Source organism: Escherichia sp. E4385 (assembly GCF_963883145.1).
In the GTDB taxonomy this organism is placed as follows: Bacteria; Pseudomonadota; Gammaproteobacteria; order Enterobacterales; family Enterobacteriaceae; genus Escherichia.
This window is the reverse complement of sequence record NZ_CAWOOJ010000001.1, coordinates 325,603-338,824: the sequence shown is the minus strand read 5'-3', so window position 1 is coordinate 338,824 and position 13,222 is coordinate 325,603. Positions and strand designations below refer to the sequence as shown.

Genomic DNA, 13,222 nt, shown 5'->3' with positions numbered 1-13,222 from the left:
ACTGTCAGGACTCCTCATGCTCTGGTTCAGATTGACGATCCCACGACAAACGTGGATCAAACGTCATCGCAGAAAACATTGTCATAATGACGACTAAAGCAAACATTAATGCACCCATTGCCGGATAAATACTCATTAAGCCTCCCATACGCACCAGCGCCGAGAGCACCGCTATCACGAAAACGTCAATCATTGACCAGCGGCCTACAAACTCAACAACTTCGTAAATCAAATGCATTCTTTCACTATCACGCTTGCCGTGCCCTTTCGCATCCCAGCACAGCCAGGCTATTGCGATCATCTTTAAAGTTGGCACCATGATACTGGCTAAAAAGATGACGGCGGCAACCGGATAAGAGCCTTCGCTCCATAATAAGATGACCCCGGCGAGAATGGTCGACGGCATCTTAGAGCCTAAAAAATCGGTCACCATAATGGGTAAGATGTTCGCCGGGAGATATAACATGATCGACGTAAAAAGCAGTGCCAACGTCCATTGCAGGCTGTTTTTGCGTCGAACATATCCTTTGGTGCCACAGCGCGGACACACGGGATTATCGGCAGGAAGAATTGCCGTACAGCATGAGCAAGAGCGCAGCCCCTGGCGTATTCCCGTTATGCCCGGTTTCAGCGTCTGGTGAAGCTCTGGCATCGGGGCAATATCATCCCATAACCAGCGGCGATCAACGCACTGAAAGGCGCGTAATTGCAGCACACAAAATAAACACCAGGGAATGAAACTACTGCCCACGCCAATGCTGCCGTAAGCCATCAGTTTGACAAAACTGACCAACACACCGGCAAGGAAAATCTCCGCCATTCCCCAGGTTTTAAGCTGAAAAAGTACCCGCCCCAGTTGTTCTTTTAAACGAACAGGTATTTCCGCGCGATTAACCAACAGTAAAATAGTAATCAGGCAAAACGCGGGGACCAGTTGCACAAACAACAGGAAAAAAGTACCGAGGCTGGCATAGTCCTCGGAAAACAGTACGCCCGGGATTTCCAGCAACGTAATCTCACTGGTTACCCCCGCAACGTTCATATTGACAAAAGGGAACAGGTTGGACAGCAGCAGCATGAACAGTGCAGCCAACGCATAAGCGGTAGGACGCTGTCGAGGGGCATCCCACGCAACGGTTAACGTTGTGCCACACCGAGGACATGCCGCCTTCTGACCATGCTCAAGGTGGGGTAAAACCACCAGCATGTCACACTGCGAGCACAGGATGTGCTTCGCGGCATGATGATGTTCGCACATTGGTACTCCTTAATGATGCGCTATTCTACAGAATGCTGACATAGCACTCGCTTTTAATGCCGGATGCTGAACTACCGCATTATCCGCTCAGGGAGCTCGTGGAAACACAATAAATTGACGTTTCCACCCAGGCCAGATAAGCGTAGCGCATCAGGCAATTTGGCCGTTATCAGCAGTCTCTCTTTTCACTTAACTGATTAGCGATCAGCCACCATTTTTTAACGCTTCAAGATACTCCCAACGTTCAAATGCCTGCTCCAGTTCCTGTTCAGCGGCAGTCAGATCAGCGAGCACTTTTTGCGTATGCTCATGTGGCTGGCTGAAGAAAGAGGCATCTGCCACCTGCGCCTGTAAGGCTTCCAGTTTTACTTCTAAATCTTCAAGCAGTTGCGGTAACTGTTCTAATTCGCGCTGCAATTTATAGCTTAGTTTGCTACTGCTGCGTTTTACAGTTTCTGCTTTCGGCGCAGCTACTTCTTCGTTTTTTTTCACCGCAGGCTGTTTTAACGCCACATACTGTTCTTGCTGTCCGCGCGCGTCGTGATAACCGCCGACATAACGGCCAATTTTGCCGCCACCTTCGAAGATCCAGCACTCTGTTACGGTGTTATCAACAAACTGACGATCGTGACTAACCAGCAATACTGTACCCTGGTAGCTGTCAATCAGCTCTTCAAGCAGTTCCAGCGTTTCAACATCGAGATCGTTGGTCGGTTCGTCGAGGATCAGTAAGTTACTGGGTTTCAGGAACAGACGCGCCAAAAGCAGACGGTTACGTTCCCCGCCAGAAAGCGCGCGCACCGGCGTCATCGCCCGTTTCGGATGGAACAGGAAGTCCTGTAAATAGCCCAGTACATGGCGCGGTTTACCGTTAACCATCACCTCTTGCTTACCTTCAGCAAGGTTATCCATCACCGTTTTGTCGGGATCGAGTTCCGCGCGGTGCTGGTCAAAATAGGCGACTTCCAGTTTAGTGCCGACGTGAATGCGTCCGCTGTCCGGCTGAAGTTGACCAAGCATCAGTTTCAGCAACGTGGTTTTGCCGCACCCATTCGGACCAATCAGGGCAATTTTATCGCCACGCAGTACCTGGGCAGAAAAATCTTTCACCAGTTGCTTGCCGTCAACCTGGTAGCACACGTCTTCCATTTCGAAAACGATCTTACCGGAGCGACTGGCCTCTTCCACCTGCATCTTTGCAGTACCCATCACTTCGCGACGTTCGCCACGCTCGCGACGCATTGCTTTCAGCGCACGCACGCGGCCTTCATTACGGGTACGGCGTGCTTTGATCCCCTGACGGATCCACACTTCTTCCTGTGCCAGTTTGCGATCGAACTCGGCATTTTGTAGTTCTTCCACGCGCAGAGCTTCTTCTTTTTCCAACAAATACTGGTCGTAATTACCCGGATAGGTGACCAGTTTGCCGCGATCGAGATCGACAATACGCGTCGCCATATTGCGAATAAATGAACGGTCGTGGGAGATGAAAATAATCGTACCGCTGAACGTTTTCAGGAAACCTTCCAGCCAGTCGATGGTTTCAATATCCAGGTGGTTTGTCGGTTCGTCGAGCAGCAACACGCGCGGATTACTCACCAGCGCTCGCCCTAATGCGGCTTTACGCAACCAGCCGCCGGAAAGCGACGACAGCGCGACGTTAGGATCCAGCCCAAGCTGCGCCAGCACTTCGTTGATGCGGTTTTCCAGTTGCCACAGGTTGTGGTGATCCAACTGTTCCTGAACCTTCGCCAGTTCGTTGAGATTCTTCTCGCTCGGGTCGTTCATCACCAGGCGCGAAATATCGTGATAGCGTTTCAGGTATTCCGCTTGTTCTTCAATGCCTTCGGCAACAAAATCATAAACGCTACCCTCAACGTTACGCGGTGGATCCTGCTGCAAACGCGCAACGATCAAATCTTGCTCGTAAATAATGCGACCGTCATCCAGCCCCTGTTCACGGTTAAGGATTTTCATTAACGTCGATTTGCCTGCGCCGTTACGGCCCACCAGACAAACACGTTCGTTATCTTCGATATGCAGTTCTGCGTTATCGAGAAGCGGCGCGTCGCTGAACGACAGCCATGCGCCATGCATACTGATTAATGACATTACTATTCCTTTCAGGCTGCGGTAATCAGCCAGCAGTTGTGGATCTGGCGGTTACGGGCGAAATCCTGGGAGAGCGTTTTTTGCGTAATTTCTTGTGCTTTCAGTCCTAGTTTTGCCAGTCCATCGAGATCCATACGGAAGCCACGTTTGTTGTTCGAGAACATGATCGTCCCACCAGCACGCAGCAGACGTTTCAAATCTTTCATCAGCGCCAGATGATCGCGCTGAACATCAAACGCATCTTCCATTCGTTTCGAGTTAGAGAAGGTTGGTGGATCGATAAATATCAGATCGAACTGTTCATTTGCTTCACGTAACCACGCCAGGCAGTCGGCCTGAATCAGGCGGTGCGCACGACCGGTTAAGCCGTTAAGGCGCAGGTTACGTTCTGCCCACTCCAGATAGGTACGCGACATATCCACCGTAGTGGTGCTGCGCGCGCCGCCTAATCCCGCGTGCACAGTGGCGCTACCGGTATAGGAGAACAGGTTGAGGAAATCTTTGCCTTTGCTCATCTGACCGAGCATACGACGAGCGATACGGTGATCGAGGAACAAACCAGTATCAAGATAATCCGTCAGGTTCACCCACAGGTGAGCGTTATATTCGGTAACTTCAAGAAACTCGCCCTTCTCGCCCAGTTTCTGGTACTGATTTTTGCCCTTCTGGCGTTCACGGGTTTTCAGCACCAGTTTGTTTGGCGCAATCCCGAGTACCGAAATGGTCGCCGCGATAATATCGAACAGACGTTGACGCGCTTTGTGCGCATCAATGGTTTTCGGCGGCGCATACTCCTGCACCACCACCCAGTCGGCATAACGGTCAACGGCAACGTTGTATTCCGGTAGATCGGCGTCGTACAGGCGGTAGCATTCAATGCCTTCCTGACGCGCCCACTTCTCGAATTTTTTGAGGTTCTTACGCAGACGGTTGGCGTAGTCTTCTGCCACCATTGCCGGTTTGCTGTCTGGAGTGCTTTCGGCAACGTGGTAATTTTTCTGCACGCAGTCTAATGGACCGTTTTTCGCTTTGTACTGTTTGTCTGCACGCAGCTGCAGGCAACTTAACAGATCCGGCGAGGCACTGAATAAAGAGAGATTCCAGCCGCCGAACTGGTTTTTCATGATTCGGCCCAGCAGGCTATGCAGCGCAATCAGCGCCGGTTCGCTGTCCAGACGTTCGCCGTAAGGCGGGTTGCTCAACACTGTACCGTACGGTCCTTTTGGCAGCGGATTGGTCAATTGCGCGACATCTTTCACTTCAAAAGTGATCAGTTCGCCAATCCCCGCAAGACGGGCGTTGGTGCGCGCACGTTGAATCACCCGCGCATCGCTGTCGGAACCGTAGAAATGAGAGTTGTACTCAGCCAGACCTTTACGGGCGCGGGTTTGCGCTTCCGCTTTTACTTCTTGCCAGATAGCTTCATCATGTTGCGCCCAGCCGCTAAAGCCCCAACGCCCGCGGTGCAAGCCCGGTGCGCGGTCGGTCGCCAGCATCGCCGCTTCAATCAGCAACGTACCAGAACCACACATTGGATCGAGCAGCGGTGTTCCTGGCTGCCAACCGGAACGCATCACAATTGCCGCCGCCAGAGTTTCTTTGATCGGCGCAATACCAGCACGATCGCGATAGCCGCGCAAATGCAAACCATCACCACTTAAATCGAGAGCGATGCTGGCGGTTTCTTTATTTAGCCACACGTTCACGCGGATATCCGGCGCATCGCGATCGACATTCGGACGCGGCAAATTCTTACGGGTGAAAGCATCAACGATCGCATCTTTGACTTTCATCGCGCCGTACTGGCTGTTGCGGATAGTGTCATTCAGACCGCTGAAGTGGACAGCAAAGGTCGCGCCAGGATTAAACATCTCTGTCCAGTTGATCGCCTGAACGCCGAGATAAAGGTCTAAGTCGCTGTAAACCTTGCACTCGCCCAGCGGCAACATAATACGCGAGGCCAGGCGACTCCACATCAGGCTCTGGTAAACAAGCCGCGTGTCGCCCTTGAAATGGACCCCACCCTGAACCACCTGGCATTCAACGGCCCCCAGGTTTTCGAGTTCAGTTTTTAACAGCTCTTCCAGCCCACGGGCCGTACTGGCAAACAGAGAATTCATATCGTCACTTTTACTCTAAGGCCTACCGCAGTAGGCGTAATTGTTGCAGTCAGTTTGGACATGGACAGCATGGAGAAACCGGAACGTACACCAGTACGTGAGGATTTCGAGTACTGCCCAGGGCTAAACTGACAAATAAAATAGCCTAACGGGATAGGCACTAAGAAAATTGTTGCGCATTATAGCTAATAAGCGCGTCATGTCATAAAGTTGAGGGCTTATTTTCATTTGAGGACCGCACCGTGACGACATTAACCCGGCTTTTTATTCATCCTGTTAAATCGATGCGCGGCATCGGTCTGACACATGCTCTGGCTGATGTCAGCGGTCTGGCCTTCGATCGCACCTTTATGGTCACAGAACCTGACGGTAGGTTTATTACTGCCCGCCAGTTTCCGCAGATGGTGCGATTTACCCCTTCGCCCGTGCATGACGGCTTACATCTCACCGCGCCAGATGGCAGCAGCGCATACATCCGTTTTGCTGATTTCGCTATGCAGGACGCGCCAACCGAAGTGTGGGGTAACCATTTTACTGCACGCATTGCGCCAGATGAGATCAACAAATGGTTAAGCGGCTTTTTCTCCCGTGAAGTGCAATTGCGCTGGGTAGGACCGCAGATGACACGGCGCGTAAAACGCCATAACACTGTACCCTTGTCGTTTGCTGATGGCTATCCGTATCTGCTCGCTAATGAAGCCTCACTGCGTGATGTGCAGCAACGCTGCCCGGCAAGTGTAAAAATGGAGCAATTTCGCCCCAATCTGGTGGTTTCCGGCGCGGCAGCCTGGGAAGAAGATACCTGGAAAGTGATTCGCATTGGCGATGTGGTGTTTGACGTGGTAAAGCCCTGCAGCCGCTGCATTTTCACCACTGTCAGCCCGGAAAAAGGACAAAAGCATCCGGCAGGCGAACCGTTAAAAACGCTGCAATCCTTCCGTACTGCCCAGGATAATGGCGATGTCGATTTTGGTCAGAATTTAATTGCCCGCAATAGTGGCGTTGTTCGTGTTGGTGATGCAGTGGAAATTCTTGCTACTGCACCGGCGAAAATCTACGGCGCGGCAGCCGCAGACGATACTCTCCCGACAAAGCAGCAAATGGATGCGAATGTAGATATCGACTGGCAAGGACTGGCATTTCGCGGTAATAATCAACAGGTATTGTTAGAACAATTAGAAAATCAAGGGATTCGGATCCCCTATTCTTGTCGCGCGGGCATATGTGGAAGTTGTCGAGTTCAGCTTCTGGAAGGCGAAGTCACCCCGCTGAAAAAATCAGCTATGAGCGACGACGGGACAATTCTTTGCTGTAGTTGTGTACCGAAGACTGCATTGAAACTGAAAGGTTAAACGGCCTGTTCAAGGCTGAAGCTGTCATAACTCATATGAGGTTTCAGCCTGTCATTCATAATTTTGATGGCGTCACCCAGTTGCATGGCGCGACCAGCGATGACAACACAAGGCTGCGCAAGGAGGCACAGCGCGGCATTTTCACCAGATTCAACAACCAGAAGGCTGACTTGTTCATTGGTATCGCTTAACCAGACACAGGCTGCATCACCCGGCACTGGCGACCACATTTCACCATGAGAAACAAAATGCCAGCTTTTCGGCATTTGCGGTTTGAGATAACGAACTGCCACCAGCGCATTAAGCACCAGTTCAGCTTTTTGTTCTTTTGATAAGTTAAGGTCGCGGCATTTTTCTTCAAACGAGAAATAGAGCGCGGCGTCATCAACGCAGAATCCCGCAGGAGAAAAGGCGTCTGGTGTCAACATCTTGCGCGCAAAACGTGAGCGAAATAGCATGCCATTGGCTAAATCAAGCATCATTCGATCATGCTCTTCATCATAATACCAACGCCAATTATCGTCTGGTTTAATTCGCATATGCTTCTCCTCTACCCTATAAATCCACTGCAACATATTCCATTGTTGCTTCGCTTAATAACCTCAACAAGAAAAGTACAAAATGTCTAAATAAGTAACAGCAATGAATATAAAACAACCAGGGCTGAAAATAAAGCCCTGATTATCTTATAAAGAGAAAATGAAAGAAATAATTAGATATGGTTAACGATTTCTTTAATCAGCGGCGGACCTTTAAAAATAAAACCGGAATAAATTTGCACCAAAGAAGCCCCCGCAGCTATCTTCTCGCGAGCAGCGATTACCGAGTCAATACCACCAACACCAATAATCGGTAAGCGGCCGTTTAATTCCTGCGACAAGCGACGAATAATTTCCGTACTTTTTAATTGTAAGGGGCGACCACTTAAGCCACCGGTTTGCTCACAATTTTTCATTCCCTGAACTAAAGACCGATCGAGGGTCGTATTAGTTGCAATGACGCCATCAATATTATGGCGAACTAAACTATCGGCGACCTGGATCAACTCTTCTTCAGAAAGATCCGGCGCGATCTTCACTGCTATTGGTACATATTTGTGGTGGTGCGCTTGCAGATCATTTTGTTTATTTTTAATTGCCGTTAATAAATCATCCAGCGCTTCGCCATATTGCAGAGTGCGTAATCCCGGGGTATTTGGTGATGAAATATTGATGGCAATATATCCTGCATAGGCGTAGATTTTTTCCATACAAATCAGATAGTCATCTTTGCCTTGCTCAACCGGAGTATCTTTATTTTTGCCGATATTGATTCCCAGAACACCGTCGTAATGGGCTTTTTTAACGTTCTCTACGAGGTTATCAACGCCGAGGTTATTAAAACCCATACGGTTTATTAAACCTTCAGCATCTACCAGGCGAAAAAGACGAGGTTTATCGTTTCCTGGTTGTGGACGCGGGGTGACAGTACCGATCTCGATCGATCCAAATCCCATTGCACCAAGGGCATCAATACACTCCCCGTCTTTATCAAGACCGGCTGCCAGACCAAGCGGGTTTTTAAAGGTCAGTCCCATACAGTTAACCGGCTTCGCTGGAACATTTTGCCGAACAAGCGCTTCAAACGGTGTTCCGGTGATGCGGCGTAATTGCTGAAAAGTAAACTCGTGTGCGCGCTCTGGATCGAGCTGGAAAAGGGCTTTACGAACGAAGGGGTAGTACATGAACTCTCCTGGATTCCCGGTGTGCAAACCGGGGGCGTATTATGTGCGAGTTCGCAGCAAAAGGGAATTGACCTGCGGCAATAAATAGCAAACGTTTTCTTGTTGCGCCTTTTTTATGCTTTTTTTGGCTTTCCTTCTTCAGATAAATCATTTCGACTCACGAACGCCCTCTGTCAGACTGACCGAATTGTTATCAATATTAACAAAACAAGAACAATTGGTTATAAGGAGAGAGTATGCGTGTCATCACCCTGGCGGGTAGTCCTCGCTTTCCTTCTCGCTCCAGTTCCTTACTGGAATATGCGCGGGAAAAACTGAATGGCCTGGATGTTGAGGTTTATCACTGGAATCTGCAAAACTTCGCCCCGGAAGATCTGCTCTATGCCCGTTTCGATAGTCCGGCACTCAAGACCTTCACCGAACAGCTGCAACAGGCCGATGGGCTGATTGTCGCCACGCCTGTGTATAAAGCCGCCTATTCCGGTGCGCTGAAAACCCTGCTCGACCTGCTGCCAGAACGCGCTTTGCAAGGCAAAGTAGTGCTACCGCTGGCGACGGGCGGCACCGTGGCCCATCTACTGGCGGTCGATTATGCCCTTAAACCAGTTTTAAGTGCGCTGAAAGCCCAGGAGATCCTGCACGGCGTGTTTGCCGATGACTCTCAGGTGATTGATTACCAACACAAGCCGCTGTTCACGCCAAATCTGCAAACCCGTCTTGATACCGCCCTGGAAACTTTCTGGCAGGCGTTGCACCGCCGCGATGTTCAGGTTCCTGATCTTCATTCTCTGCGAGGTAATGCCCATGCGTAAGATCATTAAACTGGCGCTGGCGGGATTACTTAGCGTCTCTACACTCGCTGTTGCCGCAGAGTCTTCGCCAGAGGCGTTAAGGATTGGCTATCAGAAAAGCAATATCAGTTCGGTACTGGCGAAAAATTACCAAATGCTGGAAAAACGCTATCCACAAACAAAAATCTCGTGGGTGGAGTTCCCCGCTGGCCCGCAGATGCTGGAGGCGTTAAACGTTGGCAGTATTGATCTCGGCAGTACCGGGGATATTCCACCAATCTTTGCTCAGGCCGCCGGGGCTGATTTGGTGTACGTGGGCGTCGAGCCACCAAAGCCAAAAGCCGAAGTGATTCTGGTGGCAGAAAACAGCCCGATCAAAACCGTGGCCGATCTTAAAGGCCACAAAGTTGCCTTTCAGAAAGGTTCCAGTTCGCACAACCTTTTACTGCGCGCCCTGCAACAGGCCGGGCTTAAATTCACCGATATCCAGCCCACTTACCTGACGCCCGCCGATGCCCGCGCCGCGTTCCAGCAAGGTAACGTCGATGCCTGGGCTATCTGGGATCCCTACTACTCCGCCGCGTTATTACAGGGCGGCGTGCGGGTGTTGAAAGATGGCACCAGTCTCAATCAAACCGGATCGTTTTATCTGGCAGTTCGTCCCTATGCAGAAAAAAACGGCGCTTTTATTCAGGGTGTACTCACAACCTTTAGTGAGGCCGATGCATTAACCCGCAGCCAGCGCGAGCAAAGCATCGCTTTACTGGCAAAAACGATGGGCTTACCTACGCCAGTGATTGCCTCGTATCTGGATCATCGTCCCCCTACCACCATCAAACCGGTTAACGCCGAGGTTGCCGCCTTACAGCAGCAAACAGCAGATCTGTTTTATGAAAACCGTCTGGTGCCGAAAAAAGTCGATATTCGCCAGCGCATCTGGCAGCCCACGCAACTGGAAGGAAAACAATTATGAGTCTGAATATGTTCTGGTTTTTACCGACCCACGGTGACGGACATTACCTGGGAACGGAAGAAGGTTCACGCCCGGTTGATCACGGTTATCTGCAACAAATTGCGCAAGCGGCGGATCGTCTGGGCTATACCGGTGTGCTAATTCCAACGGGGCGATCGTGTGAAGATGCGTGGCTGGTTGCGGCGTCGATGATCCCGGTGACGCAGCGGCTGAAGTTTCTTGTCGCCCTGCGCCCCAGCGTAACCTCACCTACCGTTGCCGCCCGCCAGGCCGCCACGCTTGACCGTCTCTCTAATGGGCGTGCATTGTTTAACCTGGTCACAGGCAGCGATCCACAAGAGCTGGCAGGCGACGGCGTGTTCCTTGATCATAGCGAGCGTTACGAAGCCTCGGCGGAATTTACCCAGGTCTGGCGACGTTTATTGCTGGGCGAAACCGTCGATTTCAACGGAAAACATATTCATGTGCGGGGAGCCAAACTGCTCTTCCCGCCGATTCAACAGCCGTTTCCTCCGCTTTACTTTGGCGGATCGTCAGACGTCGCCCAGGAGCTGGCGGCAGAACAAGTTGATCTCTACCTCACCTGGGGCGAACCACCAGAACTGGTTAAAGAGAAAATCGAACAAGTGCGGGCGAAAGCTGCCGCGCATGGACGAAAAATTCGTTTCGGTATTCGCCTGCACGTTATTGTTCGCGAAACTAACGACGAAGCGTGGCAGGCCGCCGAGCGGTTAATCTCTCATCTTGATGATGAGACTATCGCCAAAGCACAGGCCGCATTCGCCCGGACGGATTCCGTAGGACAACAGCGAATGGCGGCGCTACATAACGGCAAGCGCGACAATCTGGAGATCAGCCCCAATTTATGGGCGGGCGTTGGCTTAGTCCGCGGCGGTGCCGGGACGGCGCTGGTGGGCGATGGTCCTACGGTCGCTGCACGAATCAACGAATACGCCGCGCTTGGCATCGACAGTTTTGTGCTTTCGGGCTATCCACATCTGGAAGAAGCGTATCGGGTTGGCGAGTTGCTGTTCCCGCTTCTGGATGTCGCCATCCCGGAAATTCCCCAGCCACAACCGCTGAATCCGCAAGGCGAAGCGGTGGCGAATGATTTTATCCCCCGTAAAGTCGCGCAAAGCTAAGGAACACGATGATGGCAACGCCAGTGAAGAAGTGGTTATTGCGCGTTGCCCCCTGGTTTTTACCGGTGGGCATCGTGGCGGTGTGGCAACTGGCCTCTTCAGTTGGCTGGCTGTCGACGCGTATTTTGCCCTCTCCGGAAGGAGTGGTGACGGCGTTCTGGACGCTCTCCGCCAGCGGCGAATTGTGGCAGCATCTGGCGATCAGCTCCTGGCGGGCGTTGATTGGCTTTTCAGTTGGCGGATCGCTGGGGTTGATTCTGGGACTGATTAGCGGGCTATCTCGCTGGGGAGAACGGCTGCTGGATACCTCAATTCAGATGTTGCGCAACGTGCCGCATCTGGCACTGATCCCGCTGGTGATTTTGTGGTTTGGCATTGATGAATCCGCGAAAATCTTTCTGGTGGCGCTCGGCACGCTTTTCCCCATTTATATCAATACCTGGCACGGCATCCGTAATATCGATCGCGGGCTGGTGGAAATGGCGCGTAGCTATGGCTTATCCGGATTACCGCTGTTTATCCATGTGATCCTGCCTAGCGCCCTACCCTCAATTATGGTCGGCGTGCGCTTCGCGTTAGGTCTGATGTGGCTAACGCTAATTGTTGCTGAAACCATTTCTGCTAATTCTGGCATTGGTTATCTGGCGATGAATGCGCGGGAGTTTTTGCAAACGGACGTGGTGGTGGTTGCCATTATTCTCTACGCCCTGCTCGGCAAACTTGCTGACGTCAGCGCGCAACTTTTAGAGCGCCTCTGGTTGCGCTGGAACCCGGCTTATCATCTGAAGGAGGCCACTGTATGAATACTGCTCGTCTGAACCAGGGTACGCCGCTACTGCTCAATGCGGTAAGCAAACATTACGCGGAAAATATCGTCCTGAACCAACTGGATTTGCATATTCCGGCAGGCCAGTTTGTGGCGGTAGTGGGCCGCAGCGGTGGTGGCAAAAGTACCCTGCTGCGACTGCTGGCCGGGCTGGAAACGCCAACCGCAGGCGATGTGCTGGCAGGCACAACACCGCTGGCTGAGATTCAGGATGATACGCGAATGATGTTTCAGGATGCGCGTCTGCTGCCATGGAAATCGGTGATTGATAACGTTGGGTTAGGCCTTAGAGGCCAGTGGCGCGATGCCGCTCGTCGGGCGTTGGCTGCGGTAGGACTGGAGAATCGCGCGGGGGAATGGCCTGCCGCACTTTCTGGCGGGCAGAAACAGCGTGTGGCGCTGGCGCGAGCGTTGATCCATCGACCGGGTTTATTGTTGCTTGATGAACCACTCGGTGCGCTGGACGCTTTAACGCGACTGGAGATGCAGGATTTGATTGTGTCACTCTGGCAGGATCATGGCTTTACTGTTTTGCTGGTGACGCATGATGTGAGCGAAGCGGTAGCGATGGCTGACCGGGTGCTGTTAATTGAAGAAGGAAAAATTGGTCTGGATTTGACGGTGGATATCCCCCGTCCGCGCCGGTTAGGATCAGTACGATTAGCGGAGCTGGAAGCGGAAGTGTTGCAGCGGGTGATGCATCGTGGGCATTCTGAACAACCGATTCGGCGTCATGGTTAATATGCCGGATGCGGCGCACAAACCAGCAACTTCAACGGGCTTGTAGGCCTGATAAGACGCGTCAGCGTCGCATCAGGCAGTTGGACACGGTTGCCGGATGCGGCGTGAACGCCTTTTCCGGCCTACAAAACCAGCAATTTCAACGGACTTGCAGGCCTGATAAGACGCGTCAGCGTCGCATCAG

General features: G+C 51.8%; 11 protein-coding genes. 6 read left to right on the top strand and 5 right to left on the bottom strand.

The genetic code is table 11. The features are described from left to right. Window positions 1-4: 4 nt before the first annotated feature. The 3 genes from pqiA to rlmKL form a co-directional block, all read right to left on the bottom strand. Complete coding sequence (gene pqiA, locus AACS80_RS01590) at window positions 5-1,258, bottom strand: membrane integrity-associated transporter subunit PqiA (protein WP_138183631.1); 1,254 nt, start codon at window positions 1,256-1,258, stop codon at window positions 5-7. 204 nt (window positions 1,259-1,462) lie between these two features. Then, entirely contained in the window at window positions 1,463-3,370 is a 1,908-nt protein-coding gene (locus tag AACS80_RS01585; protein WP_135409796.1) for an ABC transporter ATP-binding protein, read from the bottom strand. An 11-nt stretch (window positions 3,371-3,381) separates the two neighbouring features. Then, the gene (gene rlmKL, locus AACS80_RS01580; RefSeq protein WP_064528388.1) at window positions 3,382-5,490 is read right to left on the bottom strand and encodes a bifunctional 23S rRNA (guanine(2069)-N(7))-methyltransferase RlmK/23S rRNA (guanine(2445)-N(2))-methyltransferase RlmL; all 2,109 of its coding nucleotides are present in this window, start codon (window positions 5,488-5,490) and stop codon (window positions 3,382-3,384) included. Between the two features lie 242 nt (window positions 5,491-5,732). On the opposite strand from rlmKL, the gene ycbX reads away from it, so the two are divergent. Next, window positions 5,733-6,842 (top strand): 6-N-hydroxylaminopurine resistance protein YcbX, encoded by a 1,110-nt coding sequence (gene ycbX / locus AACS80_RS01575; RefSeq protein ID WP_130260788.1) that lies wholly within the window; start codon window positions 5,733-5,735, stop codon window positions 6,840-6,842. Here the strand turns inward: ycbX and zapC are convergent. Both zapC and pyrD read right to left on the bottom strand, forming a co-directional pair. After that, window positions 6,839-7,381 (bottom strand): cell division protein ZapC, encoded by a 543-nt coding sequence (gene zapC, locus AACS80_RS01570; protein WP_064528385.1) that lies wholly within the window; start codon window positions 7,379-7,381, stop codon window positions 6,839-6,841. The two genes, ycbX and zapC, sit on opposite strands and share 4 nt — an antisense overlap. A 173-nt stretch (window positions 7,382-7,554) precedes the next feature. After that, window positions 7,555-8,565 carry a quinone-dependent dihydroorotate dehydrogenase gene (gene pyrD, locus AACS80_RS01565; protein ID WP_138183630.1) on the bottom strand — a complete coding sequence of 337 codons (1,011 nt, stop codon included), beginning with the start codon at window positions 8,563-8,565 and terminating at the stop codon, window positions 7,555-7,557. Window positions 8,566-8,801: 236 nt separating this feature from the next. On the opposite strand from pyrD, the gene ssuE reads away from it, so the two are divergent. From ssuE to ssuB, 5 genes are read left to right on the top strand one after another with little or no spacing between them, the layout of a single operon-like run. Continuing rightward, entirely contained in the window at window positions 8,802-9,377 is a 576-nt protein-coding gene (gene ssuE / locus AACS80_RS01560) for an NADPH-dependent FMN reductase (protein ID WP_135404486.1), read from the top strand. Further along, window positions 9,370-10,329, top strand: a complete 960-nt coding sequence (ssuA, locus tag AACS80_RS01555) for an aliphatic sulfonate ABC transporter substrate-binding protein SsuA (RefSeq protein ID WP_135491113.1) — start codon at window positions 9,370-9,372, stop codon at window positions 10,327-10,329. Before ssuE ends, ssuA begins: the two co-directional genes overlap by 8 nt. Further along, the gene (gene ssuD, locus AACS80_RS01550) at window positions 10,326-11,471 is read left to right on the top strand and encodes an FMNH2-dependent alkanesulfonate monooxygenase (protein ID WP_135409795.1); all 1,146 of its coding nucleotides are present in this window, start codon (window positions 10,326-10,328) and stop codon (window positions 11,469-11,471) included. Before ssuA ends, ssuD begins: the two co-directional genes overlap by 4 nt. A gap of 11 nt (window positions 11,472-11,482) precedes the next feature. Next, entirely contained in the window at window positions 11,483-12,274 is a 792-nt protein-coding gene (gene ssuC / locus AACS80_RS01545) for an aliphatic sulfonate ABC transporter permease SsuC (RefSeq protein ID WP_135409812.1), read from the top strand. Next, entirely contained in the window at window positions 12,271-13,038 is a 768-nt protein-coding gene (gene ssuB, locus AACS80_RS01540) for an aliphatic sulfonates ABC transporter ATP-binding protein (RefSeq protein WP_135409794.1), read from the top strand. The genes ssuC and ssuB overlap by 4 nt, the downstream gene beginning before the upstream one ends. Window positions 13,039-13,222 lie beyond the last annotated feature (184 nt).

Excerpts from the sequence above, each read along its gene's own strand:
- pqiA (WP_138183631.1), bottom strand. The coding sequence starts at position 1,258 with ATGTGCGAACATCATCATGCCGCGAAGCACATCCTGTGCTCGCAGTGT.
- AACS80_RS01585 (WP_135409796.1), bottom strand. The coding sequence starts at position 3,370 with ATGTCATTAATCAGTATGCATGGCGCATGGCTGTCGTTCAGCGACGCG.
- rlmKL (WP_064528388.1), bottom strand. The coding sequence starts at position 5,490 with ATGAATTCTCTGTTTGCCAGTACGGCCCGTGGGCTGGAAGAGCTGTTA.
- zapC (WP_064528385.1), bottom strand. The coding sequence starts at position 7,381 with ATGCGAATTAAACCAGACGATAATTGGCGTTGGTATTATGATGAAGAG.
- pyrD (WP_138183630.1), bottom strand. The coding sequence starts at position 8,565 with ATGTACTACCCCTTCGTTCGTAAAGCCCTTTTCCAGCTCGATCCAGAG.
- ssuE (WP_135404486.1), top strand. The coding sequence starts at position 8,802 with ATGCGTGTCATCACCCTGGCGGGTAGTCCTCGCTTTCCTTCTCGCTCC.
- ssuA (WP_135491113.1), top strand. The coding sequence starts at position 9,370 with ATGCGTAAGATCATTAAACTGGCGCTGGCGGGATTACTTAGCGTCTCT.
- ssuD (WP_135409795.1), top strand. The coding sequence starts at position 10,326 with ATGAGTCTGAATATGTTCTGGTTTTTACCGACCCACGGTGACGGACAT.
- ssuC (WP_135409812.1), top strand. The coding sequence starts at position 11,483 with ATGGCAACGCCAGTGAAGAAGTGGTTATTGCGCGTTGCCCCCTGGTTT.
- ssuB (WP_135409794.1), top strand. The coding sequence starts at position 12,271 with ATGAATACTGCTCGTCTGAACCAGGGTACGCCGCTACTGCTCAATGCG.